The organism is Arthrobacter sp. USHLN218, assembly GCF_037144715.1.
Lineage (GTDB): Bacteria > Actinomycetota > Actinomycetes > Actinomycetales > Micrococcaceae > Crystallibacter.
On record NZ_JBBCYT010000002.1, the window covers coordinates 346,251 to 369,727 of the forward strand.

Genomic DNA, 23,477 nt, shown 5'->3' on the forward strand with positions numbered 1-23,477 from the left:
TGCAAGACATGCAGTTGAAGGCCCGGCGCAAGTTCCTGCCCGAAATCCAAGCCCTGCGCGCCCTCGCGGTGCTCATGGTGGTGGCCTACCATCTGGAGCCGCGCTGGCTGCCGGGCGGCTTCGTCGGCGTGGACGTCTTCTTCGTTATCTCGGGGTTCCTGATCACCGGCCACATGCTTCGCGAGGTCGAACGGACCGGCACCCTGTCGCTGCGCAACTTCTGGGCCGCACGCGTGCGCCGCATCCTTCCCGCGGCCCTGCTGACCATCGGCGTGGTGCTCGCCGCCACGCTGCTGCTGGCCCCGATGACCCAGTGGGCACAGGTCGGCACGCAGGCCCTGGCCTCCACGTTCTACCTGCAGAACTGGGTACTGGCCGCAGACTCGGTGGACTATCTGGCTGCCGCCGACTCGGCGACCGCGCTGCAGCATTTCTGGTCGCTGGCGGTGGAGGAGCAGTTCTACCTGTTCTGGCCGCTGCTGGTCCTGCTGGCCGTCGCCGTCATCCGCAAGCGGCGCAGCACTTTCACCTCCGCCGCCCGGCACTCCGGGCCCTCGCCGGCACGGCTCGCCGTCGTACTTTTTGCCTGGGTGACGGCGGCCTCGCTGGCCTTCGCGCTCTGGTTCACCGACACCGGCAACCCGGCCGCCTACTTCATCACCCCCACGCGGATCTGGGAACTGGGCCTTGGCGGCCTGCTGGCCGCGGCGCTCAGCTACACGGAGCGCTGGCAGCAGCTGCGCAGCCTACTGGCCCTGGCGGGCTTGGCGACGATTGCCGCCGCGGCCTTCCTGCTCGACGGCGCGGACCCGTTCCCGGGGGCCGCCGCCCTGCTGCCGGTCCTCGGGACCATGGCCGTCATTGCCGCCGGACGCACCTCGGGCAGGCTTTCGCTGCACCGCCTCGTGGACCTCAAGCCGGTGCAGTGGACGGGCAACATCTCCTACTCGCTCTACCTGTGGCACTGGCCGCTGATCGTCTTCTACAAGACCCTGGCCGGGAAGGAGCCGGGCCCGGCGCCCAGCCTGCTGCTGCTCGCCGCGTCGTTCGCCCTGGCGGCCCTCAGCTTCTACTGGGTGGAGACGCCGGTGCGGAAGTTCGGCTGGCTCAATCTCCGCGCCTGGCGCCCGCTTGCGGCCGGTGCCGCCGCCACCGTGCTGGTCGGGACGCTCGCGTTTGTGCCGGGCAACCAGCAGGAGCGCATCCTCGCGGAGCGGGCGGAGCAGGGTGAAGCCCTGCTGGCATCCCCGCCCGACGATCTGGGCGGCGGCGCGATGACCAAGGCTGCCGACAGGACGTTTACCGCCGACAGCCACGTGATCGTGCCGGACCCCGGGCTGGCTGCCAAGGACGTCTTCAATGGCAAGGACTGCGCCAGTTTGGCCGAATCGACGGAGACACGGGAATGCGCCTTCGGCGACAAGGACTCGGACTTCACGGTCGCGCTGGTCGGGGATTCCCATGCCGCCCAGTGGTTCGCAGCGCTGGAACCGATCGCCAAGGAACGCGGTTGGCGGCTGCTGACCTACCTGCACAACTCCTGCCCGTTCAACCCGGAAATGCGGCTGGAGGAACGGGACGGAAACCTGGAGTGCACCGAACCGAACGAGCAGACCATGGAACGGCTCACCGGCGGGGGAGACGTGGACGCTGTGGTCACCTCCTATTACGCCGGCGCCAACTTCGTTAATTCCAAGACCGGCCACCGTCCCGGCGCGGCAGGATTCGCGGAATACTGGAACGACCTCGCCGACGCGGGCGTGGACGTCTACCCGATCGTCGACACGCCCTTGCCCCGCCGCGAGGGGGGACTGGCCCGTGACTGCGTGGCCCTGAACTACGACGAGCCCCAGGAGTGCGGGCAGGCCCGCAAGGATGGGCTGGCCGGCAAGGACCTGACCCGGGAGGCGGCCGGGCTCGCCCCGAAGGCACGCGTGCTCGACTTCACCGACGCCTTCTGCGGCGACACCACGTGCCCGGCGGTCATCGGCAATGTGCTCATCTACGCGGACCAGAACCACATCACCCGGACCTACATGCGCACGCTCGTCCCCACGCTGGAGGAACGGCTGCTCGAGGCTATGCGTGGGCGTGCATGATGGCGGGGGACCGCAGATGAGGGGCGCCGGCGATTGTCTGATAGACTGTTACTCGATTGTTTTGTGTGGCAGTGGATGAAGGCCGTTTCCCCGCTCTTGAGTGGCGGAGGCGGAGCCTGTTTCCGGTCCGCGGGGTTCTTGCGCGGTGAATGCCACACCTTTGCATGCCTAGGGTCGTTCACCGCAGCTGCGAAGACGACCGACAGTGCCTGGCCTCGCGAAAAAGCCGGCGAGGCAAAGCCTAGATAAACGGAGATCACGTAAGTGCCTACGATTAACCAGCTGGTCCGCAAGGGCCGCTCACCTAAGGTCAATAAGACCAAGGCGCCCGCGCTTAAGGGCAGCCCCATGAAGCGCGGCGTCTGCACCCGCGTCTACACCACCACTCCGAAGAAGCCGAACTCGGCTCTCCGGAAGGTGGCCCGTGTCCGCCTCAGCGGCGGCATCGAAGTTACCGCCTACATCCCCGGTGTTGGCCACAACCTGCAGGAACACTCCATCGTGCTGGTGCGCGGCGGCCGTGTGAAGGACCTGCCGGGTGTCCGCTACAAGATCGTCCGTGGCGCTCTCGATACCCAGGGTGTCAAGAACCGCAAGCAGGCTCGCAGCCGCTACGGCGCGAAGATGGAGAAGAAGTAATATGCCCCGCAAGGGTCCGGCCCCCAAGCGGCCGCTCGTCGTAGATCCGGTTTACGGATCCCCGCTGGTTACCCAGCTGATCAACAAGGTTCTGGTTGACGGTAAGAAGTCCACCGCCGAGCGCATCGTCTACGGTGCCCTCGAAGGTGCCCGCGCCAAGACCGGCAACGATCCCGTGGCTGCCCTGAAGAAGGCCATGGACAACGTTCGCCCCGCCCTCGAGGTCCGCTCCCGCCGTGTCGGTGGCGCAACCTACCAGGTTCCCGTCGAGGTCAAGCCGGGCCGCTCCACGGCCCTCGCCCTCCGCTGGCTGGTCGGTTACTCCAAGGCCCGCCGCGAGAAGACCATGACCGAGCGTCTCATGAACGAGATCCTGGACGCATCGAACGGTCTCGGTGCCGCTGTGAAGCGTCGCGAAGACACCCACAAGATGGCCGAGTCCAACAAGGCCTTCGCCCACTACCGCTGGTAATAGAGCTTTACCGGCGACGGCGGTGATCCGCCGCCGTCGCCAATTGCTCACCTAAAAAGGGAGAAACTGTGGCACTCGACGTGCTTACCGACCTCAAGAAGGTCCGCAACATCGGCATCATGGCCCACATTGATGCCGGTAAGACCACCACCACTGAGCGCATCCTCTTCTACACCGGTGTTAACCACAAGATCGGTGAGACGCACGACGGTGCCGCAACCATGGACTGGATGGCACAGGAGCAGGAACGCGGTATCACCATTACCTCCGCGGCTACCACCTGCTACTGGAACGACAACCAGATCAACATCATCGACACTCCCGGTCACGTGGACTTCACGGTCGAGGTTGAGCGCTCCCTGCGCGTCCTCGATGGCGCCGTTGCCGTCTTCGACGGCAAGGAGGGCGTTGAGCCGCAGTCGGAGACCGTGTGGCGCCAGGCGGACAAGTACGACGTGCCGCGCATCTGCTTCGTCAACAAGATGGACAAGCTCGGTGCCGACTTCTACTTCACCGTTGACACCATCATCAACCGCCTCGGTGCCAAGCCGCTGGTCATGCAGCTGCCGATCGGCGCCGAGAACGACTTCGAGGGCGTTGTCGACCTGCTGACCATGAAGGCCTTCACCTGGCGCGGCGAGGTCAAGATGGGCGCCGACTACGACGTCGAAGAGATCCCGTCGGACCTGCAGGCCAAGGCCGAGGAATACCGTGCGCAGCTGGTCGAGGCCGTTGCCGAGTCCTCCGAAGAGCTCATGGAGAAGTACCTCGAGGGCGAAGAGCCCAGCATCGAGGAACTCAAGGCCGGCATCCGCAAGATGACGATCAACTCCGAGATCTACCCGGTCTACTGCGGTTCCGCGTTCAAGAACAAGGGCGTCCAGCCCATGCTCGACGCCGTGATCGACTTCCTGCCGTCCCCGCTGGACGTTCCCAGCATCCAGGGCCACGCAGTGAACGACGAAGAGACCGTCCTGGAGCGCCAGGCTGACGCCAGTGCGCCGTTCTCGGCCCTCGCGTTCAAGGTCGTCACGCACCCGTTCTTCGGCCGCCTGACCTACATCCGCGTCTACTCCGGCAAGGCTGCTTCCGGCGCCCAGGTGATCAACTCCACCAAGGGCAAGAAGGAGCGCATCGGAAAGCTCTTCCAGATGCACGCCAACAAGGAGAACCCGGTTGACGAAGTCACCACCGGACACATCTACGCGGCCATCGGCCTCAAGGACGTGACCACCGGTGACACCCTGTGCGACCCGGCGAACCCGATCGTGCTCGAGTCCATGAGCTTCCCGGAGCCGGTGATCTTCGTGGCCATCGAGCCGAAGACCAAGGGCGACCAGGAGAAGCTGTCGACCGCTATCCAGAAACTCTCCGATGAGGACCCGACGTTCACCGTCTCCCTCAACGACGAGACCGGCCAGACCGAAATCGGCGGCATGGGCGAGCTCCACCTGGACATCCTGGTGGACCGCATGCGCCGCGAGTTCAAGGTCGAAGCCAACGTCGGCAAGCCGCAGGTGGCCTACCGCGAAACGATCAAGAAGTCCGTCGAAAAGGTCGACTACACCCACAAGAAGCAGACGGGTGGCTCCGGCCAGTTCGCAAAGGTCCAGGTCTCCTTCGAGCCCCTGGATACCGCTGGCGGTACCTTCTACGAGTTCGAGAACAAGGTCACCGGCGGCCGTATCCCGCGCGAATACATCCCCTCGGTGGATGCCGGTATCCAGGACGCACTGCGTCTGGGTGTCCTCGCGGGCTACCCGATGGTGGGCGTCAAGGCCATCCTGCTTGACGGTGCCTACCACGACGTCGACTCTTCGGAAATGGCGTTCAAGATCGCCGGTTCCCAGGTCCTGAAGGAAGGCGTTCGTCGCGCCAACCCGATCCTGCTCGAACCGCTGATGGCCGTCGAGGTGCGTACCCCTGAGGAATACATGGGTGACGTCATCGGTGACCTGAACTCCCGCCGCGGCATGATCCAGTCCATGGAAGATGCCTCGGGCGTGAAGGTTGTACGCGCCAACGTTCCGCTGTCCGAAATGTTCGGCTACATCGGCGACCTGCGGTCGAAGACCCAGGGCCGTGCGGTGTACTCGATGCAGTTCGACAGCTACTCGGAGGTCCCGAAGGCAGTAGCCGACGAGATCATCCAGAAGGTCCGCGGCGAGTAATCTCCGGTTGCCGTCCCTGTCCGCCGGGACGGCAACCACCTCGCAGTCCTGCGGCTGAGCCGCGGCCTAAGGACTGCACACAGGCTGACGGGGCGCGCAGGTATTGTGCGCAGCCGGAGGACTCTGTAATTTCCCCAAATATCCAAGCCCGAAGTAGACTTGTTCAGGTTTCGGCAGCGAGAAGCGTTGCCGGAGAGCATGTCTTTTCAAAACGTCCTAGGAGGAACCCGTGGCGAAGGCAAAGTTCGAGCGGACTAAGCCGCACGTCAACATCGGTACCATCGGTCACGTTGACCACGGTAAGACCACGTTGACCGCTGCCATTTCCAAGGTGCTTGCTGACAAGTACCCCGATCTCAACGAGCAGCGTGACTTCGCAGCTATCGACTCTGCCCCGGAAGAGCGCCAGCGCGGTATCACCATCAACATCTCGCACATCGAGTACCAGACCGAGAAGCGTCACTACGCACACGTTGACGCTCCCGGCCACGCTGACTACATCAAGAACATGATCACTGGTGCAGCTCAGATGGACGGCGCGATCCTCGTGGTTGCCGCTACCGACGGTCCGATGGCCCAGACCCGCGAGCACGTTCTGCTGGCCCGCCAGGTTGGTGTTCCCTACCTGCTGGTCGCGCTGAACAAGGCTGACATGGTTGAGGACGAGGAACTCCTCGACCTCGTCGAAATGGAAGTCCGCGAGCTGCTCAGCTCCCAGGAGTTCGACGGCGACAACGCTCCCGTCATCCGCGTTTCCGGCCTGAAGGCCCTCGAGGGCGACCCCCAGTGGGTCAAGTCCGTTGAGGACCTGATGGATGCTGTGGACGAGTCCATCCCGGACCCGGTCCGCGACAAGGACAAGCCGTTCCTGATGCCGATCGAGGACGTCTTCACCATCACCGGCCGCGGTACCGTTGTTACCGGCCGCGCCGAGCGTGGCACCCTCGCCATCAACTCCGAGGTCGAGATCGTCGGCATCCGCCCGATCCAGAAGACCACGGTCACCGGTATCGAGATGTTCCACAAGCAGCTCGACGAAGCATGGGCTGGCGAGAACTGTGGTCTGCTGCTCCGCGGTATCAAGCGCGAAGACGTAGAGCGCGGCCAGGTCGTCGTGAAGCCGGGTTCCATCACCCCGCACACCGACTTCGAGGCCAACGTCTACATCCTGTCCAAGGATGAAGGCGGCCGCCACAACCCGTTCTACTCGAACTACCGTCCGCAGTTCTACTTCCGGACCACTGACGTCACCGGCGTTATCACCCTGCCGGAAGGCACCGAAATGGTTATGCCGGGCGACAACACCGAGATGAGCGTTGAGCTGATCCAGCCGATCGCCATGGAAGAGGGCCTCGGCTTCGCTATCCGTGAGGGTGGCCGCACCGTTGGTTCGGGCCGCGTTACCAAGATCACCAAGTAACTTGGTTTCGTAGGTTCCGCCGGCCGCCCTGCGGTCCCGGCGGAGCCGGACCGAACTAAGGAAGCCCCGCTGCACTGCAGCGGGGCTTCCTGTTTTTAAGGCCGGCTACATCAGGTTCTGATGCAGGCAGAGGATGTTTCCTTCCGTATCGGTGAACCATGCGCACCGGTCGTGGTCGGAGGTGGCGATGTGGTTCTCGGTCTTCAGCCCGGGCAGGTCGTAGTCCTCGAACCTGACGCCGTGGCCCTCCAGGTCCTTCATTTCCGCATCCAGGTCGGCGACTTCGAAGCTGACCGCCGTATGTTCCGACGCCGGAAGATCCGGACGACGAAGCAGTTCGAGCGCGGTATTGCCGTCGCTGGTGAAGATGAAGGTATCCGCATCGAGGAGTCCCTTGGCTTTCAGGCCCAAAGACTTCTCGTAGAATTCGCGCGCGCGGTCCATGTCCTTGACCGGCAGGACCGTAGTCATTTTCGTTGTTGTGAGCATGAAGTCCAGCTCCTCATTGCAGCATTCGGACACTATTCAGATTAGTCTCGTCCGAACCGCTCGAACCTGTGGATCCGGCACAAATTTGGCAGCGGCGGCTCCGCACTTCCGCCGCTGCCGGAGCCGGGACGGCAGTAGGATCGGAGCATGGAGTGGATCGTATTCTGGATTGTCATCGGCGTAGTCGTCGCCGTCGCCAGCGCGGTGATGTGGGGCCGGCGCTATTTCCGGCACGAGATCGAACGGGCCAAGCGGATCCGCCGGGCCAATAACTACGACAAGCAGTAACACGGGCACCCAAGCCCGGCACCGCTGAGGTCAGCGGGAGCCGACACTCAGGTCTTCGGCCCGCAGCGACGTAACGTCCTGCAGCCACCGGTAGGAGGACTTCGGGATCCGCTGCTGCGACTCGAAGTCGACATAGACCAGGCCGAACCGCTGGCTGTAGCCGGCCGCCCATTCGAAATTGTCCATCAGCGTCCACACATAGTAGCCGCGCAGGTCGATGGCTTCGGCAGGCCCGCCGGGCGACGTCGCGCCGATAGCCGACGCCAGATGGTCGGCAAGGTAATTGATGCGCTGGACGTCGGCAATGTGGGGCTCGCCGGTGAGGGCGTCCCGAACCACGACGTCATGGAAACTCGCGCCGCCCTCGGTGATGAACACCGGCGGGAGCCCGGGGTAGCGCCGGGCCATTTCGGTGAGGGCGACAGCGAGGTAATCGGGAGCCACAGGCCAGCCGAATCCGGTGCGCTCATACTGGGCCCAGCCGGTGAAGTGGAAGGGTAGGTTGGCACTGTCGTCGAGCGTGTGCTCCGGCAGCCCCTCCGCAATGGCGTCCGGCCCGGTGCTCGGTCCGGGCCCGGGAGCGATCCTGGTGGGGAAGTAGTAGTTCAGCCCGTAGAAGTCCAGGGGCCGGGACATGATCGCCAGGTCCTCGGCGCTGACCTCGGTCAGGTAGTGGAGGAACGGCGTCAGCAACGGGTTGAAATCGGAGTAGCGGCCGAGCAGGACCGGGTCCGAGAACATGCCGTTGTGCAGGATGTCGAACAGTTCGACCAGCCGGGCGTTGATGAAGCCGCCGCGTGCGGCAACCACGGGGGAGTAGACGTTCGTGATGCCGATCTCTCCGGGCACGTTCGCGCCGCGCAGCGCCTGCAGGCTCAGCCCGTGGGCGAGCACCAGGTGGTGCGCGGCCGGCACGGCGTCGAAGAGTCCGGCATGGCCCGGCGCGTGGATGCCGAGCCCGTAGCCGTTCAGTGCGACGGTCGTCGGTTCGTTGATCGTGACCCAGCGGTGCACCCGGTCGCCGAAGGCGGACGCGGCAATCTCCGCGAAGTCCGCCAGCCGGTAGGCGGTCTCGCGGTTCAGCCAGCCGCCGGCCCCCTCGAGCGGCAGCGGTGTGTCCCAATGGTAGAGCGTGCACATCGGAGAAATGCCGCGTTCGAGGAGTTCGTCGAGCAGCCGGTCGTAGAAGCCGACGCCGGCGGGATTGGCAGGGCCGCGCCCATCCGGTTGGATCCGCGGCCAGGAGAGGGAAAACCGGTAGGAGTCGACGCCGAGCGCATGGATGAGCCCCACGTCCTCGACCATCCGGTGGTAGTGGTCGCAGGCGGCATCGGCGGTGTCGCCGTTCACGATGCGGCCAGGTTCCGAGGCAAAAGCGTCCCAGCCGGAGGGCCCGCGGCCGTCCTCTGCCAGCGCGCCTTCGATTTGGAAGGCCGCCGTGGCGACCCCGAGCGTGAACTCCGGCGGAATCATGGCCGCCAGGCTTTCGGGTGAGATGCCCATCGACTGGTCCTTGCGCTCACTGGACCGGCGCACGCTGGCCGGTAGCAAGCAGCATCTCACCTCGGGTTAGACTAGTCACGGTCCCATCCACAGGAACCCTTGCCGGCCTTCAGGCCGATGTACGCGCGACAACCGCGACAATGTTGCCGGATTCTAGCCGCAAGGATGGGAAACCGCGGCACCGGGCCCTCGATTCGCGTTTCGTGACGATATCTGCCACACTAGATGAGTTGTTCAAGCGCTTCCGTGTGTCTTCATGCGCGACCGCGTCCCGACCGGGATAATGCCCGGTGCAGGGTCAGGTTCCATGAAGCGAGGAGCCCAAATATAACCCACCCCAATCTTGCCGGGCGAAGCTATGCAGAATGCATGCGACACGCCCGAGCGCGGGGGTCGGAGCCTCGGCAGGGTGAGGAACCCGGAAATTTCCGGATTCAGCCTGTTGGAGGCGCGCCAGGTAAGCCCGTGCGGGCCTTCCGGGGGCGCAGAACTGGAAATTAACAGAGCAGCACTGAGAAAGAGAGCGGAGACGCCATGGCGGGACAGAAAATCCGCATCCGTCTGAAGTCATATGACCATGAGGTCATTGATGTTTCAGCACGGAAGATCGTTGAGACGGTCACGCGTGCAGGCGCAACGGTAGTCGGCCCCGTGCCGCTGCCCACCGAGAAGAACGTGTACTGCGTTATTCGTTCGCCGCACAAGTACAAGGACAGCCGTGAGCACTTTGAAATGCGTACTCACAAGCGCCTGATCGACATTATTGACCCCACGCCGAAGGCCGTTGACTCGCTCATGCGTCTTGACCTGCCTGCAGACGTGAACATCGAAATCAAGCTGTAGGGGAGTGCGGATTACTATGTCTACCACTACACGCCAGGTAAAGGGACTGCTGGGCACCAAGCTCGGTATGACCCAGGTTTGGGATGAGAACAACCGCCTTGTGCCGGTTACCGTCGTCCAGGCCGACTCCAACGTCGTCACTCAGCTGCGCAATGCAGATGCTGACGGTTACACCGCCGTCCAGATCGGCTACGGCCAGATCGACCCCCGCAAGGTGTCCAAGCCGCTGGCCGGACACTTTGAGAAGGCCGGTGTCACCCCCCGCCGCCACCTCGTTGAGCTGCGCACCTCGGACGCCGAGTCCTACGAGCTCGGCCAGGAACTCTCCGTGGAGACCTTCGAAGCCGGTCAGAAGATCGACGTCGTCGGAACCTCCAAGGGTAAGGGTTTCGCCGGTGTCATGAAGCGCCACGGTTTCTCCGGTGTCGGCGCTTCCCACGGTGCCCACAAGAACCACCGCAAGCCGGGTTCCATTGGTGGCGCCTCCACTCCGGGCCGCGTCTTCAAGGGTCTGCGCATGGCCGGCCGCATGGGCGCCGTCCGCCACACCACGCTGAACCTGACCGTTCACGCTGTTGACACCGAGAAGTCGCTGCTCTTGATCAAGGGTGCCGTCCCCGGTGCCCGCGGGTCGGTCGTTCTCGTCCGTTCCGCTGTGAAGGGAGCCTAGTCCAATGGCTAACACTGTAAAGGTTGACCTGCCGGCAGAGATCTTCGACGTCCAGACCAACGTGCCGCTGCTGCACCAGGTCGTCGTCGCCCAGCTCGCTGCTGCCCGCCAGGGAACCCACAAGACCAAGACCCGCGCCGAGGTTTCCGGTGCAGGCCGCAAGCCGTTCAAGCAGAAGGGCACCGGCCGCGCCCGCCAGGGTTCGATCCGTGCGCCTCACATGACCGGCGGTGGCGTTGTCCACGGTCCGACCCCGCGCGATTACAGCCAGCGCACCCCGAAGAAGATGAAGGCTGCTGCCCTGCGCGGCGCCCTGTCGGATCGGGCCCGCAACGGTCGTATCCACGTCCTCGACGCAGTGGTGTCCGGCGAGAAGCCGTCCACCAAGGGCGCCATCGAGGCACTGCGTTCGGTTACCGACCGCAAGAACCTGCTTGTCGTTATCGAGCGTGCCAACGATGTGGCGGCCCTGAGCCTGCGCAACATCGAGGAAGTTCACACCATTTACGTGGATCAGCTGAACACCTACGACGTGCTCGTTTCCGACGACGTGGTCTTCACCCAGGCTGCCTACGAGGCATTTGTGAACAAGGAGGACGCCAAGTGAGCGCGACCACCGCTAAGGACCCCCGCGACGTCGTCATTGCACCCGTCGTTTCGGAAAAGAGCTACGGCCTGATCGACGAAGGTAAGTACACCTTCCTGGTCGACCCGCGCTCGAACAAGACCGAGATCAAGCTGGCCGTGGAGAAGATCTTCTCCGTCAAGGTCGACTCGATCAACACCATCAACCGTGCCGGGAAGCGCAAGCGCACCCGTTTCGGATGGGGACAGCGCAAGAACACCAAGCGCGCGATTGTCACCCTGAAGGAAGGCACAATCGACATCTTCGGCGGTCCGCTTTCCTAAGCGGAGACCACTTTAACGAGGAAATAAATTATGGGAATCCGTAAATACAAGCCGACTACCCCGGGCCGCCGTGGCTCGAGCGTAGCCGACTTCGCTGAAATCACGCGGTCGACTCCGGAAAAGTCGCTGGTCCGCCCCCTGTCCAAGACGGGCGGCCGCAACAACTCCGGTAAGATCACGACCCGCCACAAGGGTGGCGGCCACAAGCGCCAGTACCGTCTGATCGACTTCCGTCGCCACGACAAGGACGGCGTTCCGGCCAAGGTTGCCGAGATCGAATACGATCCCAACCGCACCGCCCGCATCGCACTGCTGCACTACGTTGATGGCACCAAGCGCTACATCCTGGCCCCGGCCAAGCTGAAGCAGGGCGACGTTGTCGAAGCCGGAGCCGGCGCCGACATCAAGCCCGGCAACAACCTGCCGCTGCGCAACATCCCGGTGGGTACCGTTATCCACGCAGTTGAACTGCGTCCGGGCGGCGGCGCCAAGATGGCCCGCTCCGCCGGCGCTTCGGTCCAGCTCGTCGCCAAGGAAGGCAAGTACGGCCAGCTCCGTCTGCCCTCCGGCGAAATCCGCAACGTCGACGTGCGCTGCCGCGCAACCATCGGCGAGGTCGGCAACGCCGAGCAGTCCAACATCAACTGGGGCAAGGCCGGCCGTCTGCGCTGGAAGGGCATCCGCCCGACCGTGCGTGGTGTGGCCATGAACCCGATCGACCACCCGCACGGTGGTGGCGAGGGCAAGACCTCCGGTGGTCGCCACCCGGTCAACCCGAACGGTAAGCCCGAGGGCCGTACCCGCCGCCCCAACAAGGAAAGCGACAAGCTCATTGTGCGTCGCCGTCGTACTGGCAAGAACAAGCGATAGGAGCCTGGGAACATGCCACGCAGCCTGAAGAAAGGCCCCTTCGTCGATCAGCACCTCTTCGTGAAGGTCGCTGCAGAGAACGAAAAGGGCACCAAGAACGTCATCAAGACGTGGTCCCGCCGTTCGATGATCATCCCCGACATGCTCGGGCACACGATCGCCGTACACGACGGACGCAAGCACATTCCGGTGTTTGTCACCGAGTCGATGGTCGGGCACAAGCTCGGCGAATTCGCCCCGACGCGGACTTTCCGCGGCCATGTGAAGGACGACCGTAAGGGCAAGCGCCGCTAGGCGCTGGCTCGTACGGCAGAAGACGAGAGAAGGAAAGCAATGGAAGCCAAGGCTATTGCGCGCCACATCCGCGTAACGCCTATGAAGGCCCGGCGCGTCGTCAACCTTGTTCGTGGCAAGCAGGCGAATGAGGCTCTGGCAATTCTGAAGTTTGCCCCGCAGGCAGCTTCGGAGCCGGTTTCGAAGGTACTCGCATCGGCAGTCGCCAACGCCCGCGTTCTCGCGGACCGTGACGGCGTTGCCTTCGATGAGAGCGACCTCTACATCAGCGAGGCCTTTGTCGATGAGGGCCCGACGATGAAGCGGTTCCAGCCGCGGGCCCAGGGCCGCGCGTACCGCATCAAGAAGCGGACCAGCCACATCACGGTTGTTGTCGCTACCCCGGAGAAAGAGGAGGACCAGTAAGTGGGACAGAAAGTAAACCCGCACGGATTCCGCCTCGGTATCACCACCGACCACGTCTCCCACTGGTTCGCTGACAGCAACAAGGCCGGCCAGCGCTACAAGGACTTCGTCCGCGAGGACGTCAAGATCCGCCAGCTCATGTCCACCGGCATGGAGCGTGCAGGTATCGCCAAGGTTGAAATCGAGCGCACCCGTGACCGCGTTCGCGTGGACATTCACACTGCCCGTCCGGGCATTGTGATCGGCCGCCGCGGCGCCGAAGCAGACCGCATCCGCGGCGAGCTGGAGAAGCTGACCGGCAAGCAGGTCCAGCTGAACATCCTCGAGGTCAAGAACCCCGAGATCGAAGCACAGCTGGTTGCCCAGGGCATCGCCGAGCAGCTGACTTCCCGCGTGGCCTTCCGCCGCGCGATGAAGAAGGCCATGCAGTCCGCAACCCGCGCCGGCGCCAAGGGCATCCGTGTCCAGTGCTCCGGCCGTCTGGGCGGCGCCGAAATGAGCCGGTCGGAGTTCTACCGCGAAGGCCGTGTGCCCCTGCACACCCTGCGCGCGAACATCGACTTCGGCTTCTTCGAGGCCAAGACCACCTTCGGCCGCATCGGCGTGAAGGTCTGGATCTACAAGGGCGACGTGACCGCGAAGGAACTGGCTGCCCAGCAGGCCGCCGCTCCGTCCTCGCGCGGCCGTGGCGACCGTCCGGGCCGTGGCCCGGCTGACCGTGGTGACCGCCGCCGTCGTACTGACCGCTCTGCAGCTGCCGAGGCCCCCAAGGCCGAGGCTCCCGCTGCGGAAGCAGCCGCTCCGGCTGCAGAAGGAGGAGAGGCTTAAATGCTTATCCCACGTCGAGTCAAGCACCGCAAGCAGCACCACCCGTCCCGCACGGGCAACGCTACCGGCGGCACCCAGGTCAGCTTCGGCGAGTGGGGTATCCAGGCTCTGACGCCTGCGTACGTCACCAACCGCCAGATCGAAGCGGCCCGTATCGCCATGACCCGCCACATCAAGCGTGGCGGCAAGGTCTGGATCAACATTTATCCGGACCGTCCGCTGACCAAGAAGCCGGCCGAAACCCGTATGGGTTCCGGTAAGGGTTCGCCGGAGTGGTGGGTAGCCAACGTCAAGCCGGGACGGGTTCTGTTCGAACTCTCCGGTGTCAATGAAGAGGTAGCTCGCGAGGCCCTTCGCCTGGCGATCCACAAGCTGCCGTTGAAGGCACGCATCGTGCGTCGCGAAGGTGGTGAATAGAAATGGCAGTTGGTTCGAAGGAACTCGCAACCGATCAGCTCGAGACTTTCGACAAGGACCGTCTCGTCGAGGAGCTGCGCAAGTCCAAGGAGGAGCTGTTCAACCTCCGTTTCCAGTCCGCCACCGGTCAGCTGGAAAACCATGGTCGCCTGCGCGCCGTCAAGCGCGACATCGCCCGCATCTACACGGTGCTGCGTGAGCGCGAGCTGGGTATCCGGCCCGAGGTTGTAGCTTCCCAGGAAGCTCCGGCTGAGAAGAAGGCAAAGAAGTCCAAGAAGGCCGAGTCCGCGGAAGCCGCCGAGACCCCGGCCGCCGAGGATGATGCCAAATGAGTGAGAAGGAAGCATCTGTGACTGAAGCAGCACAGGCTCGCGGCAACCGGAAGACCGCCCGCGGTTACGTGGTCTCCGACAAGATGGACAAGACCATCGTCGTCGACATCGAAGACCGCAAGAAGCACGCCCTCTACGGCAAGGTCATGCGCCGCAACACCAAGGTGAAGGCCCATGACGAGCAGAACTCCGCCGGCATCGGCGACCTGGTTCTGCTGGCCGAGACTCGTCCGCTCTCCGCCACCAAGCGGTGGCGCCTGGTCGAGATCATCGAAAAGGCTAAGTAGGACCTGGTTCCTGCAGGTCGGACCCGCCCGCACGGCGGGCGGGTCCGACCCCTTAGGTTTCCCGCCTCGGTCACGTTCCGGCAGCAGCCGGCGAGCTGTCCGGGGATGGGTTTGAAGGGGAGCGATCCCCTTGAAAAGTACGAGCCCCTGGCCGCAGATTCAGCTGAATTTCGCGTCCGGGGTGTCTTGGTAATAAACTAGTAATCTTGCCTGTGCCGTTTGGGAAGACTATCCACCTTTCCGCATGGACAGAATAGGCAAATTCCCGCAACCGCCTTCGGCTTTGCGCTCACGCGCGGGCAGGGGGAGCACGGTGCGGGGTATCCCATATCCGTTCCGCAAGGCTCATTTTCATGAGAACCGGCGCGACGACAGGAGTTATAAGTGATTCAGCAGGAGTCGCGACTAAAGGTCGCCGACAACACGGGTGCCAAGGAAATCCTGACCATCCGCGTTCTCGGTGGATCGGGACGTCGCTACGCAGGCATTGGCGACGTTATCGTTGCCACCGTCAAGGATGCAATTCCCGGCGGCAACGTCAAGAAGGGTGACGTCGTTAAGGCTGTCATCGTTCGCACCAAGAAGGAACGCCGCCGCGCGGACGGTTCCTACATTAAGTTCGATGAGAACGCTGCAGTGATCCTGAAGAACGACGGCGACCCCCGCGGTACCCGTATCTTCGGCCCGGTGGGCCGTGAGCTTCGCGACAAGAAGTTCATGAAGATCATCTCGCTTGCTCCGGAGGTGCTCTAACCCATGGCTAAGTTCAAGATCAAGAAGGGTGACCTGGTCCAGGTCATCACCGGTGCCAAGCAGGACCGCGGCGGCGACCGCGGCAAGCAGGGCAAGGTCCTGAAGGTTTACACGGAGACCAACCGCGTGCTGGTTGAAGGCGTCAACCGCGTCACCAAGCACACCAAGGTCGGCCAGTCGCAGCGCGGCACGAAGACCGGCGGCATCGAGACTGTCGAGGCCCCGATCCACATCTCCAACGTGGCCGTTGTCGATCCCGAAACGAAGAAGCCGACCCGTGTTGGCTACCGCACCGAAACCGTCGAGCGCAATGGCCGGGAGCGCACCGTGCGCGTCCGCGTTGCCAAGGGCTCCGGGAAGGACCTCTAATGACTGAGACTGTCACGAAGATCGTCCCCCGTCTGAAGACTCGCTACGCCAGCGAGATCAAGAAGGCCCTGCAGGACGAGTTCAACTACGCCAACGTGATGCAGGTCCCCGGCCTGGTCAAGGTTGTCGTCAACATGGGTGTTGGAGATGCCGCCAAGGACTCCAAGCTCATCGACGGCGCCGTCCGCGATCTGACCCAGATCACCGGCCAGAAGCCGCAGGTCACCAAGGCCCGCAAGTCCATCGCACAGTTCAAGCTGCGCGAAGGCATGCCGATCGGTGCGCACGCTACGCTGCGCGGCGACCGCATGTGGGAATTCATCGACCGCCTGGTCACCCTCGCCCTGCCCCGTATCCGCGACTTCCGCGGCCTCAACGGCAAGCAGTTCGACGGCAACGGCAACTACACCTTCGGTCTGACCGAACAGTCCATGTTCCACGAGATCAATCAGGACAAGATTGACCGTGTACGCGGTATGGACATCACCGTAGTCACCACCGCCAAGACCGACGCGGAAGGCCGCGCGCTGCTCAAGGCGCTGGGCTTCCCGTTCCAGACCGAAGACTAAACCAACTACGTAACAGGTCCGTACCGACGGAAACCGTTACGGGGAAGGGCTAGAGCCCACCATGACAATGACAGATCCTGTCGCAGACATGCTGACTCGTCTGCGCAATGCAAACTCGGCATACCACGAGACTGTGTCCATGCCGTACAGCAAGCTGAAGGCACGCGTTGCCGACATCCTGAAGGCCGAAGGCTACATCGCCGGCTGGAAGGAAGAAGAGGCTGAGGTTGGCAAGAAGCTGACCATCGACCTCAAGTTCGGTCCCAACCGCGAGCGTTCGCTTGCCGGCGTCCGCCGTATCTCCAAGCCCGGTCTGCGCGTTTACGCAAAGTCCACCAACCTGCCGCACGTGCTGGGTGGCCTGGGCATCGCTATCCTGTCCACCTCTTCCGGACTGATGACTGATCGTCAGGCCGGCAAGAAGGGCGTGGGCGGCGAAGTCCTCGCCTACGTCTGGTAACGGGAAGGAAAGAGAATAATGTCACGTATTGGACGTCTCCCCATCACCGTTCCCTCCGGCGTCGAGGTCAAGGTTGACGGCAACGTTGTTTTCGTCAAGGGCTCCAAGGGCGAGTTGACCCACACGGTCGCTTCCCCGATCCAGGTTTCCCTGGAGGACAGCACCCTGACCGTTACCCGCCCGAACGACGAGCGCGAATCCCGCTCCCTCCACGGCCTGACCCGCACCCTGATCAGCAACATGATCATCGGTGTGACCGAGGGCTACAAGAAGAGCCTGGAAATCGTCGGCACCGGTTACCGCGTGCAGGCCAAGGGATCGGACCTCGAGTTCGCCCTCGGCTACAGCCACCCGGTCCCCGTCAAGGCTCCCGAGGGCATCACCTTTGCAGTAGAGGGTCCGACCAAGCTCTCTGTATCGGGAATCAACAAGCAGCAGGTCGGCGAGGTTGCTGCCAACATCCGCAAGCTGCGGAAGCCGGACCCCTACAAGGGCAAGGGCATCCGTTACGCTGGCGAGCAGATCCGCCGCAAGGTCGGAAAGGCTGGTAAGTAATCATGGCTATCGGAATTAAGGGTAAGAGCAAGTCTGCCGCACGCGGCCGCCGCCACCTGCGCGTCCGTAAGCGCATCACCGGCAGCGCGGCCCGTCCGCGCCTGGTGGTCAACCGCTCCGCGCGCCACGTGTTCGTCCAGGTTGTCGACGACAGCAAGGGCATCACCGTAGCTTCGGCTTCCACCATGGAAGCCGACCTGCGTTCGTTCGACGGCGACAAGACCGCCAAGTCCAAGCGCGTCGGCGAGCTCGTCGCCGAGCGTGCCAAGGCTGCCGGTGTCGAGGCCGTAGTGTTCGACCGCGGCGGTAACCGTTACCACGGTCGCATCGCGGCAGTGGCCGACGGCGCACGCGAAGGTGGGCTGGCACTGTGACCGCTGAGAATAACGAAAAGGAAACTCAGGTGACTGAAGCAACTGAGACCACCGCGACCGCAGGCGCCGCAGAGAAGGCTTCGACCCAGGATGACCGCCGCGGCGGCCGTCGTGGAGAGCGCAGCGACCGCGGCGGACGTGGGGACCGTGGCGGCCGTGGTGGCCGCGACAACGCCCGCGACGCCGAGAAGGACAAGTACCTTGAGCGCGTTGTGACCATCAACCGCGTCGCCAAGGTCGTCAAGGGCGGACGCCGCTTCAGCTTCACCGCTCTGGTAGTTGTCGGCGACGGCAACGGCCTGGTCGGTGTCGGCTACGGCAAGGCCAAGGAAGTTCCGGCCGCTATCGCCAAGGGCGTGGAAGAGGCCAAGAAGTCCTTCTTCCGCGTTCCGATCGTGGCCGGCACCGTCCCGCACCGCGTTCAGGGTGAGGCAGCCGCAGGCGTCGTCATGCTCCGTCCGGCAGCAGCAGGTACCGGTGTTATCGCCGGTGGCCCGGTCCGCGCCGTACTCGAGTGCGCCGGTGTCCACGACGTGCTGTCGAAGTCGCTCGGCTCCTCCAACGCGATCAACATCGTCCACGCCACTGTGGATGCACTGCGTCGCCTCGAAGAGCCGCAGGCCGTGGCTGCCCGCCGCGGGCTGCCCATGGACGAGGTCGTTCCGCCGGTGCTGCTCCGCAGCCTCCAGCAGAAGGCAGGTGTCTAATCATGCAGACGACCCCGAAGAATCTGACTCCGTCCGAAGGACAGTTGGAAATCACCCAGATCAAGTCCGTCATTGGCGGCAAGCAGAATCAGCGCGACACGCTGCGTTCACTGGGCCTGAAGCGGATCGGACACACCGTTGTCCGCAACGCCGACGCCGTGACCGTGGGCATGGTCAACACTGTTTCTCACCTGGTAAAGGTTGAGGAGGCGAAGTAGGAATGGCAGAAGAGAAGACTCTGAAGGTCCACCACCTGCGTCCTGCCCCTGGTGCCAAGACCGCCAAGACCCGTGTTGGTCGTGGTGAAGGCTCCAAGGGTAAGACCGCTGGCCGTGGTACCAAGGGCACCAAGGCCCGTTACCAGGTCAAGGCAGGCTTTGCCGGTGGCCAGCTGCCGCTGCACATGCGCCTGCCGAAGCTGCGCGGTTTCAAGAACCCGTTCAAGGTGGAATTCCAGGTCGTGAACCTGGACAAGCTCAACGAGCTGTTCCCCGAGGGCGGCGAGGTCACCGTGGAGACACTGGCGGCCAAGGGCGCAGTCCGCAAGAACCAGCCTGTAAAGGTTCTGGGCACCGGCGACATCACCGTCAAGGTCGATGTGAAGGCTCACGCCTTCTCCGCCAGTGCCGCTGAGAAGATCGCTGCCGCCGGCGGCTCCACCACGGAGCTCTAGATTCCGACGCTAGTGGTCATCCACAGCCCATGAGTAAACTCTTGGTGGCCGGTCCAAGCCGGCCACCAAGAGTTTCTTTTCGTTAAAAGCCCGTATTCACCGGCCCGAGTTCAGCCGGTCCATGCTGAACCGATAGACTCGGTTCTTGTGTAATGCCGCTCGGCGGCATCGAATGACTTTCAGGAGGACGCTTGCTTAGCGCAATTGGCCGGGTATTCCGGACGCCTGACCTGCGACGCAAGTTGTTGTTCACGCTCGGTATCATCACCATCTACCGCATGGGTGCCTTCATCCCGGCCCCCGGTGTTGATTACGGCAACGTTCAGCAATGTTTGGCGTTGGGCAACACCACGGGCGGTCTCTACCAGTTCGTGAACCTCTTCAGCGGCGGCGCGCTGCTGCAGGTGTCCATCTTCGCCCTGGGCATCATGCCGTACATTACGGCGAGCATCATCGTGCAGCTGCTGCGCGTGGTGATCCCGCGGTTCCAGGAACTGCACCAGGAAGGCGCGCAGGGCCAGTCCAAGCTGACCCAGTACACGCGCTACCTGACCATCGCCCTCGGCCTGCTGAACGCGACCACGCTGATCTCGCTGGCCCGCAGCGGCACCCTGCTGGGCAACTGCCCGGTGCCGATCATCCCGGACGACAACCTTGTCACGATCATCCTGCTCATCATCACCCTGACTGCCGGTACCGGCCTGATCATGTGGATGGGCGAGCTGGTGACCGAGAAGGGCGTCGGCAACGGCATGTCGATCCTGATCTTCATCTCGATCGCCGCCGGCTTCCCGTCCTCGCTCGGTGAGATCCTCCGCGCCCAGGGCGTGAACATCTTCATCGGCGTGATCATCATCGGCCTGTTCGTGGTCGCCGCCGTCATCTTCGTGGAGCAGTCGCAGCGGCGCATCCCGGTGCAGTACGCCAAGCGCATGGTCGGCCGCCGCACTGTCGGCGGCACCAGCACCTACATCCCGATCAAGGTCAACATGGCCGGCGTCATCCCGGTGATCTTCGCGTCGTCGATGCTCTACCTGCCCACACTGCTGGCGCAGTTCAACACGCCCAGGGACGGCACCACGGCGCCGCCGGAATGGGTCAACTGGATCAACACCTACTTGGTCAGCGGGGACCATCCGCTCTACATGGTGGTCTACTTCCTGCTGATCGTCTTCTTCACCTACTTCTACGTCTCCATCACGTTCAACCCGCAGGAGACGGCGGACAACATGAAGAAGTACGGCGGCTTCATCCCGGGCATCCGCGCCGGCCGCCCCACGGAGGAGTACCTCTCCTACGTGCTTGCCCGGATCACGCTGCCGGGTGCCCTCTACCTCGGCCTCGTGGCCCTGATTCCGCTGATCGCACTGGTGCTGATCAACGCGAACCAGAACTTCCCGTTTGGCGGAACCTCGATCCTCATCATGGTGGGTGTGGGTCTTGAGACGGTCAAGCAGATCAATGCCCAGCTACAGCAACGCCACTACGAAGGACTATTGCGATGACGAAGATGCTCATTATTGGCCCGCCCGGTTCGGGCAAGGGAACCCAGGCCTCCCGCATTTCCGAGCGGCTGGGCATCGTCGCCATTTCCACCGGTGACATCTTCCGCGCCAACGTCAAGGAAGAGACCCCGCTGGGCATCGAGGCCAAGAAGTACATCGACAAGGGAGACTTCGTCCCGGACAGCGTCACCAACAACATGGTGCGCGACCGCCTGAAGCAGGACGACGTCGAGCCGGGCTTCCTGCTCGACGGTTACCCGCGCACCACCGCGCAGGTGGAGGAGCTGGACAGCATCCTGGCGGACAGCGAGGACTCGCTGGACGTGGTCCTGCAGCTGACCGCCGACGACGAGGAACTGGTCAAGCGCCTCCTCAGCCGCGCGGAGCTCGAAGGCCGCGCCGATGACAACGAGACGGTCATCCGGCACCGCCTGGACCTCTACCACGAGCAGACCGAGGCCGTCGTGGCCCGGTACGCCGAACGCGGCATCCTGACCAAGGTGGACGGCATCGGGCCGATCGACGAGGTCACCGACCGCATCATGGACGCGCTCAAGAGCGTCACCGCCTAACCAGGCATCAACCTTAACCGCAGGCCCTGTTCGTCCGGACAGGGCCTGCGGCCTTAGCAGGAACAGAAGGAATCCAGCACATGGCATTCGGCCAGCCCAGCATCGAATACAAGACCACCGAGCAGATCCGCCGGATGCGCAAAGCCGGCCTCGTGGTCAGCCGCGCCCTCGACGCCGCCCAGGCAGCCGCCGTCGTCGGCGCCACCACCGCGGACATCGACGCCGCCTTCGAAGCTGTGCTCGACGCCGAAGGAGCCAAGAGCAACTTCAAGGGCTACCACGGCTTCCCGGCGACGGTCTGCGTCTCCGTGAACGAGGAAGTCGTCCACGGCATCCCGGGCGGCAAGGTCCTGGAGGACGGCGACATCCTTTCCATCGACGGCGGCTGCAGCATCGACGGCTGGCACGGGGACTCGGCCCGCGGCGTGATCGTCGGCACGGCGGACCCGGAGGACCAGCGCCTCTCTGACATCACCGAAGAGGCCATGTGGCGCGGTATCGCCGCCCTGGCCAACGGGTCCCGGGTCGGCGACATCGGGAACGCCATCGACGACTACGTCAGCAGCGTCCCCGGCAAGCCGCTGGGCATCCTCGAAGACTACGTCGGGCACGGCATCGGCACCGCCATGCACCAGGCCCCGGACGTGCTCAACTACCGCACCAAGCACCGCGGCCCGAAGATCCGCCCCGGACTGTGCCTCGCCATCGAACCCATGCTGGTCCGCGGCGACATCGAGACGAAGACCCTCGACGACGACTGGACCGTCGTCACCACCGACGGCTCCCGCTCCTGCCAGTGGGAGCACACCGTCGCCGTGCACGAGCGCGGCATCTGGGTGCTCACCGCGGAGGACGGCGGCGTCGCCAAGCTCGCCCCGCTCGGCGTCACCCCCGTCGCCCTCGACTGAGCCCGGCGCCGTGTCGCGTGGACACGTGGCAGGATGAGGCCATGTCATCCATAACGGACGTGCCGGGGATCCGGGTGGGCCAGGTCGAGCGGATCGGCGACGGCTGGCTGACGGGCGTGACGGTGGTGCTGCCGCCGCCCGCGACAATCGGGTCCGTGGATGTGCGCGGGGGAGGGCCGGCCACGCATGAGACGGACGCGCTGGATCCGACGACGCTGGTGCCGGAGGTCGACGCGGTGGTGCTGGCCGGCGGGAGCACGTTCGGTCTGATCGCGGCGCACGGCGCCCAGCGCTGGTGCGAGGAGCAGGGCCGGGGCTTCCGCACGCGCGAGGCCGTGGTTCCTATCGTTCCGGCGGCGGCGATCTACGATCTGGGCCGGGGCGGGGACGTGATGGCCCGGCCCACGGAACAGATGGGGTACGACGCCGCAGCGGCCGCGGGCGCCTCTCGGGAGTTCGCTGCGGTGCGGCGGGGCAACGTCGGCGCCGGGACCGGCGCGGCCGTGGACCGGCGCCGTTTCAAAGGGGGAGTGGGGACGGCCTCGCTGCGGATGGACGGCGACAACGCGGACATCGTGGTGGGTGCCCTCGCGGTGGTCAACGCCGCCGGCGCCCCGGAAGTTGTGTCGCGCGCGGGAGCTACCGGGGCACAGGCGCGGGCGGGCGTACCCGGGACGGCGGCCCCGGACCGGACGCCGTCCGAACCAGGTCCGCCGCAGGCCGGTCCGCTCAACACGACACTGTGCGTGGTCGCCACGAACGCGGTGCTGGATCCCGCGCAGGCCAAGCGGACTGCGTCGGCCGCGCACGCCGGACTGGCCCGCGCGCTGAGTCCCTCGCACACCCTGGCCGACGGCGACGTCGTCTTCGCCCTGGCGACGTGCCGGCGCGAGCTCGTTCCCGGAACGGACAGCGATCCGCGGATGGACCTGCAGGTCCTCGCGGCCGAGGCGGTGCGCCTGGCCATAGCGGACGCGGTGGCGAGTGCCGAAGCAGTGGAGACACCCGCCGTCGTACTTGCAAAGCATCCGGATTTAACTTAAACGACCCTCTGGGGTAGAGTTGTCTGTTGGTTGTCTCTGTTTTCGTGCCCAGT

The 23,477-nt window shown here is 64.2% G+C and carries 32 protein-coding genes; 30 read left to right on the plus strand and 2 right to left on the minus strand.

Going from position 1 to position 23,477, the window contains the following annotated elements; all coding sequences use genetic code 11:
- The first annotated feature begins 8 nt into the window (after window positions 1–8).
- The 5 genes from WFH44_RS05245 to tuf all read left to right on the plus strand — a co-directional run bounded on the left by WFH44_RS05245 (window position 9) and on the right by tuf (window position 6,801).
- Entirely contained in the window at window positions 9–2,099 is a 2,091-nt protein-coding gene (locus WFH44_RS05245) for an acyltransferase family protein (protein ID WP_336712303.1), read from the plus strand.
- A gap of 264 nt (window positions 2,100–2,363) precedes the next feature.
- A complete protein-coding gene (gene rpsL, locus WFH44_RS05250; protein ID WP_262105810.1) occupies window positions 2,364–2,738 on the plus strand; it encodes a 30S ribosomal protein S12 in 375 nt (124 codons plus the stop codon).
- A gap of 1 nt (window position 2,739) precedes the next feature.
- The gene (gene rpsG, locus WFH44_RS05255; protein ID WP_264795604.1) at window positions 2,740–3,210 is read left to right on the plus strand and encodes a 30S ribosomal protein S7; all 471 of its coding nucleotides are present in this window, start codon (window positions 2,740–2,742) and stop codon (window positions 3,208–3,210) included.
- 68 nt (window positions 3,211–3,278) lie between these two features.
- The gene (fusA, locus tag WFH44_RS05260) at window positions 3,279–5,381 is read left to right on the plus strand and encodes an elongation factor G (protein ID WP_336712305.1); all 2,103 of its coding nucleotides are present in this window, start codon (window positions 3,279–3,281) and stop codon (window positions 5,379–5,381) included.
- A 229-nt stretch (window positions 5,382–5,610) separates the two neighbouring features.
- Window positions 5,611–6,801 carry an elongation factor Tu gene (gene tuf, locus WFH44_RS05265; protein WP_262105807.1) on the plus strand — a complete coding sequence of 397 codons (1,191 nt, stop codon included), beginning with the start codon at window positions 5,611–5,613 and terminating at the stop codon, window positions 6,799–6,801.
- Window positions 6,802–6,906: 105 nt separating this feature from the next.
- On the opposite strand, the gene WFH44_RS05270 is transcribed toward tuf, so the two are convergent.
- Entirely contained in the window at window positions 6,907–7,290 is a 384-nt protein-coding gene (locus WFH44_RS05270) for a VOC family protein (RefSeq protein WP_262105806.1), read from the minus strand.
- A gap of 147 nt (window positions 7,291–7,437) precedes the next feature.
- Here WFH44_RS05270 and WFH44_RS05275 point away from each other — a divergent pair, with 147 nt between their 5' ends.
- Window positions 7,438–7,578: a hypothetical protein gene (locus WFH44_RS05275; RefSeq protein WP_336712306.1), complete on the plus strand. Its 141-nt coding sequence runs from the start codon at window positions 7,438–7,440 to the stop codon at window positions 7,576–7,578.
- A 30-nt stretch (window positions 7,579–7,608) separates the two neighbouring features.
- Here WFH44_RS05275 and WFH44_RS05280 read toward each other — a convergent pair whose 3' ends face one another.
- Window positions 7,609–9,081, minus strand: coding sequence for a glycoside hydrolase family 1 protein (locus WFH44_RS05280; protein ID WP_336712308.1), 1,473 nt, complete (start codon window positions 9,079–9,081; stop codon window positions 7,609–7,611).
- 534 nt (window positions 9,082–9,615) lie between these two features.
- Between WFH44_RS05280 and rpsJ the strand changes: the two genes are divergently transcribed.
- The 24 genes from rpsJ (at window position 9,616) to WFH44_RS05400 (ending at window position 23,424) form a co-directional block, all read left to right on the plus strand.
- The gene (rpsJ, locus tag WFH44_RS05285; RefSeq protein WP_003803825.1) at window positions 9,616–9,924 is read left to right on the plus strand and encodes a 30S ribosomal protein S10; all 309 of its coding nucleotides are present in this window, start codon (window positions 9,616–9,618) and stop codon (window positions 9,922–9,924) included.
- Window positions 9,925–9,940: 16 nt separating this feature from the next.
- On the plus strand, window positions 9,941–10,594 hold the full coding sequence (gene rplC / locus WFH44_RS05290; protein WP_264795595.1) for a 50S ribosomal protein L3: 654 nt from the start codon (window positions 9,941–9,943) through the stop codon (window positions 10,592–10,594).
- Window positions 10,595–10,598: 4 nt separating this feature from the next.
- Complete coding sequence (gene rplD / locus WFH44_RS05295) at window positions 10,599–11,201, plus strand: 50S ribosomal protein L4 (RefSeq protein WP_336712310.1); 603 nt, start codon at window positions 10,599–10,601, stop codon at window positions 11,199–11,201.
- Window positions 11,198–11,503 (plus strand): 50S ribosomal protein L23, encoded by a 306-nt coding sequence (gene rplW, locus WFH44_RS05300; RefSeq protein ID WP_139005744.1) that lies wholly within the window; start codon window positions 11,198–11,200, stop codon window positions 11,501–11,503. The genes rplD and rplW overlap by 4 nt, the downstream gene beginning before the upstream one ends.
- 30 nt (window positions 11,504–11,533) lie before the next feature.
- Window positions 11,534–12,373 carry a 50S ribosomal protein L2 gene (gene rplB, locus WFH44_RS05305; RefSeq protein ID WP_264795593.1) on the plus strand — a complete coding sequence of 280 codons (840 nt, stop codon included), beginning with the start codon at window positions 11,534–11,536 and terminating at the stop codon, window positions 12,371–12,373.
- 12 nt (window positions 12,374–12,385) lie between these two features.
- Window positions 12,386–12,667 carry a 30S ribosomal protein S19 gene (gene rpsS, locus WFH44_RS05310; RefSeq protein ID WP_262105800.1) on the plus strand — a complete coding sequence of 94 codons (282 nt, stop codon included), beginning with the start codon at window positions 12,386–12,388 and terminating at the stop codon, window positions 12,665–12,667.
- Window positions 12,668–12,706: 39 nt separating this feature from the next.
- The gene (gene rplV / locus WFH44_RS05315; RefSeq protein ID WP_005267738.1) at window positions 12,707–13,072 is read left to right on the plus strand and encodes a 50S ribosomal protein L22; all 366 of its coding nucleotides are present in this window, start codon (window positions 12,707–12,709) and stop codon (window positions 13,070–13,072) included.
- Window positions 13,073–13,900, plus strand: a complete 828-nt coding sequence (gene rpsC / locus WFH44_RS05320) for a 30S ribosomal protein S3 (RefSeq protein WP_262105799.1) — start codon at window positions 13,073–13,075, stop codon at window positions 13,898–13,900.
- The gene (gene rplP / locus WFH44_RS05325; RefSeq protein WP_262105798.1) at window positions 13,901–14,317 is read left to right on the plus strand and encodes a 50S ribosomal protein L16; all 417 of its coding nucleotides are present in this window, start codon (window positions 13,901–13,903) and stop codon (window positions 14,315–14,317) included. It abuts the gene before it with no gap.
- 2 nt (window positions 14,318–14,319) lie between these two features.
- Window positions 14,320–14,649 (plus strand): 50S ribosomal protein L29, encoded by a 330-nt coding sequence (rpmC, locus tag WFH44_RS05330; RefSeq protein WP_275116372.1) that lies wholly within the window; start codon window positions 14,320–14,322, stop codon window positions 14,647–14,649.
- Window positions 14,646–14,936: a 30S ribosomal protein S17 gene (gene rpsQ / locus WFH44_RS05335; RefSeq protein WP_043845659.1), complete on the plus strand. Its 291-nt coding sequence runs from the start codon at window positions 14,646–14,648 to the stop codon at window positions 14,934–14,936. The genes rpmC and rpsQ overlap by 4 nt, the downstream gene beginning before the upstream one ends.
- A gap of 384 nt (window positions 14,937–15,320) precedes the next feature.
- Window positions 15,321–15,689, plus strand: a complete 369-nt coding sequence (gene rplN / locus WFH44_RS05340; RefSeq protein ID WP_005267743.1) for a 50S ribosomal protein L14 — start codon at window positions 15,321–15,323, stop codon at window positions 15,687–15,689.
- A gap of 3 nt (window positions 15,690–15,692) precedes the next feature.
- Window positions 15,693–16,058 (plus strand): 50S ribosomal protein L24, encoded by a 366-nt coding sequence (gene rplX / locus WFH44_RS05345; RefSeq protein WP_264795590.1) that lies wholly within the window; start codon window positions 15,693–15,695, stop codon window positions 16,056–16,058.
- Entirely contained in the window at window positions 16,058–16,627 is a 570-nt protein-coding gene (gene rplE, locus WFH44_RS05350) for a 50S ribosomal protein L5 (protein ID WP_336712311.1), read from the plus strand. Before rplX ends, rplE begins: the two co-directional genes overlap by 1 nt.
- A 61-nt stretch (window positions 16,628–16,688) precedes the next feature.
- Complete coding sequence (gene rpsH, locus WFH44_RS05355) at window positions 16,689–17,087, plus strand: 30S ribosomal protein S8 (protein ID WP_262105793.1); 399 nt, start codon at window positions 16,689–16,691, stop codon at window positions 17,085–17,087.
- Window positions 17,088–17,105: 18 nt separating this feature from the next.
- Window positions 17,106–17,642 carry a 50S ribosomal protein L6 gene (rplF, locus tag WFH44_RS05360; RefSeq protein WP_336712312.1) on the plus strand — a complete coding sequence of 179 codons (537 nt, stop codon included), beginning with the start codon at window positions 17,106–17,108 and terminating at the stop codon, window positions 17,640–17,642.
- Between the two features lie 2 nt (window positions 17,643–17,644).
- On the plus strand, window positions 17,645–18,016 hold the full coding sequence (gene rplR / locus WFH44_RS05365) for a 50S ribosomal protein L18 (protein ID WP_336712313.1): 372 nt from the start codon (window positions 17,645–17,647) through the stop codon (window positions 18,014–18,016).
- Window positions 18,013–18,723: a 30S ribosomal protein S5 gene (gene rpsE, locus WFH44_RS05370; RefSeq protein WP_442892871.1), complete on the plus strand. Its 711-nt coding sequence runs from the start codon at window positions 18,013–18,015 to the stop codon at window positions 18,721–18,723. Before rplR ends, rpsE begins: the two co-directional genes overlap by 4 nt.
- Before the next feature lie 2 nt (window positions 18,724–18,725).
- Window positions 18,726–18,941: a 50S ribosomal protein L30 gene (gene rpmD, locus WFH44_RS05375; protein ID WP_262105789.1), complete on the plus strand. Its 216-nt coding sequence runs from the start codon at window positions 18,726–18,728 to the stop codon at window positions 18,939–18,941.
- A 2-nt stretch (window positions 18,942–18,943) separates the two neighbouring features.
- Entirely contained in the window at window positions 18,944–19,396 is a 453-nt protein-coding gene (gene rplO, locus WFH44_RS05380) for a 50S ribosomal protein L15 (RefSeq protein WP_264795269.1), read from the plus strand.
- A 191-nt stretch (window positions 19,397–19,587) separates the two neighbouring features.
- The gene (secY, locus tag WFH44_RS05385) at window positions 19,588–20,901 is read left to right on the plus strand and encodes a preprotein translocase subunit SecY (protein WP_336712316.1); all 1,314 of its coding nucleotides are present in this window, start codon (window positions 19,588–19,590) and stop codon (window positions 20,899–20,901) included.
- The gene (locus WFH44_RS05390) at window positions 20,898–21,473 is read left to right on the plus strand and encodes an adenylate kinase (RefSeq protein ID WP_336712317.1); all 576 of its coding nucleotides are present in this window, start codon (window positions 20,898–20,900) and stop codon (window positions 21,471–21,473) included. The genes secY and WFH44_RS05390 overlap by 4 nt, the downstream gene beginning before the upstream one ends.
- A gap of 80 nt (window positions 21,474–21,553) precedes the next feature.
- Window positions 21,554–22,381 (plus strand): type I methionyl aminopeptidase, encoded by an 828-nt coding sequence (gene map, locus WFH44_RS05395; RefSeq protein ID WP_336712319.1) that lies wholly within the window; start codon window positions 21,554–21,556, stop codon window positions 22,379–22,381.
- Window positions 22,382–22,422: 41 nt separating this feature from the next.
- The gene (locus WFH44_RS05400; protein WP_336712320.1) at window positions 22,423–23,424 is read left to right on the plus strand and encodes a P1 family peptidase; all 1,002 of its coding nucleotides are present in this window, start codon (window positions 22,423–22,425) and stop codon (window positions 23,422–23,424) included.
- Window positions 23,425–23,477 lie beyond the last annotated feature (53 nt).

What these genes read in the sequence shown, in the direction of transcription:
- WFH44_RS05245 (WP_336712303.1), top strand. Translation starts at nt 9, where the DNA reads ATGCAGTTGAAGGCCCGGCGCAAGTTCCTGCCCGAAATCCAAGCCCTG.
- rpsG (WP_264795604.1), top strand. Translation starts at nt 2,740, where the DNA reads ATGCCCCGCAAGGGTCCGGCCCCCAAGCGGCCGCTCGTCGTAGATCCG.
- WFH44_RS05270 (WP_262105806.1), bottom strand. Translation starts at nt 7,290, where the DNA reads ATGCTCACAACAACGAAAATGACTACGGTCCTGCCGGTCAAGGACATG.
- WFH44_RS05275 (WP_336712306.1), top strand. Translation starts at nt 7,438, where the DNA reads ATGGAGTGGATCGTATTCTGGATTGTCATCGGCGTAGTCGTCGCCGTC.
- WFH44_RS05280 (WP_336712308.1), bottom strand. Translation starts at nt 9,081, where the DNA reads ATGGGCATCTCACCCGAAAGCCTGGCGGCCATGATTCCGCCGGAGTTC.
- rpsJ (WP_003803825.1), top strand. Translation starts at nt 9,616, where the DNA reads ATGGCGGGACAGAAAATCCGCATCCGTCTGAAGTCATATGACCATGAG.
- rplC (WP_264795595.1), top strand. Translation starts at nt 9,941, where the DNA reads ATGTCTACCACTACACGCCAGGTAAAGGGACTGCTGGGCACCAAGCTC.
- rplD (WP_336712310.1), top strand. Translation starts at nt 10,599, where the DNA reads ATGGCTAACACTGTAAAGGTTGACCTGCCGGCAGAGATCTTCGACGTC.
- rplB (WP_264795593.1), top strand. Translation starts at nt 11,534, where the DNA reads ATGGGAATCCGTAAATACAAGCCGACTACCCCGGGCCGCCGTGGCTCG.
- rpsS (WP_262105800.1), top strand. Translation starts at nt 12,386, where the DNA reads ATGCCACGCAGCCTGAAGAAAGGCCCCTTCGTCGATCAGCACCTCTTC.
- rplV (WP_005267738.1), top strand. Translation starts at nt 12,707, where the DNA reads ATGGAAGCCAAGGCTATTGCGCGCCACATCCGCGTAACGCCTATGAAG.
- rplP (WP_262105798.1), top strand. Translation starts at nt 13,901, where the DNA reads ATGCTTATCCCACGTCGAGTCAAGCACCGCAAGCAGCACCACCCGTCC.
- rpmC (WP_275116372.1), top strand. Translation starts at nt 14,320, where the DNA reads ATGGCAGTTGGTTCGAAGGAACTCGCAACCGATCAGCTCGAGACTTTC.
- rpsQ (WP_043845659.1), top strand. Translation starts at nt 14,646, where the DNA reads ATGAGTGAGAAGGAAGCATCTGTGACTGAAGCAGCACAGGCTCGCGGC.
- rplX (WP_264795590.1), top strand. Translation starts at nt 15,693, where the DNA reads ATGGCTAAGTTCAAGATCAAGAAGGGTGACCTGGTCCAGGTCATCACC.
- rplE (WP_336712311.1), top strand. Translation starts at nt 16,058, where the DNA reads ATGACTGAGACTGTCACGAAGATCGTCCCCCGTCTGAAGACTCGCTAC.
- rpsH (WP_262105793.1), top strand. Translation starts at nt 16,689, where the DNA reads ATGACAATGACAGATCCTGTCGCAGACATGCTGACTCGTCTGCGCAAT.
- rplF (WP_336712312.1), top strand. Translation starts at nt 17,106, where the DNA reads ATGTCACGTATTGGACGTCTCCCCATCACCGTTCCCTCCGGCGTCGAG.
- rplR (WP_336712313.1), top strand. Translation starts at nt 17,645, where the DNA reads ATGGCTATCGGAATTAAGGGTAAGAGCAAGTCTGCCGCACGCGGCCGC.
- rpmD (WP_262105789.1), top strand. Translation starts at nt 18,726, where the DNA reads ATGCAGACGACCCCGAAGAATCTGACTCCGTCCGAAGGACAGTTGGAA.
- rplO (WP_264795269.1), top strand. Translation starts at nt 18,944, where the DNA reads ATGGCAGAAGAGAAGACTCTGAAGGTCCACCACCTGCGTCCTGCCCCT.
- WFH44_RS05390 (WP_336712317.1), top strand. Translation starts at nt 20,898, where the DNA reads ATGACGAAGATGCTCATTATTGGCCCGCCCGGTTCGGGCAAGGGAACC.
- map (WP_336712319.1), top strand. Translation starts at nt 21,554, where the DNA reads ATGGCATTCGGCCAGCCCAGCATCGAATACAAGACCACCGAGCAGATC.
- WFH44_RS05400 (WP_336712320.1), top strand. Translation starts at nt 22,423, where the DNA reads ATGTCATCCATAACGGACGTGCCGGGGATCCGGGTGGGCCAGGTCGAG.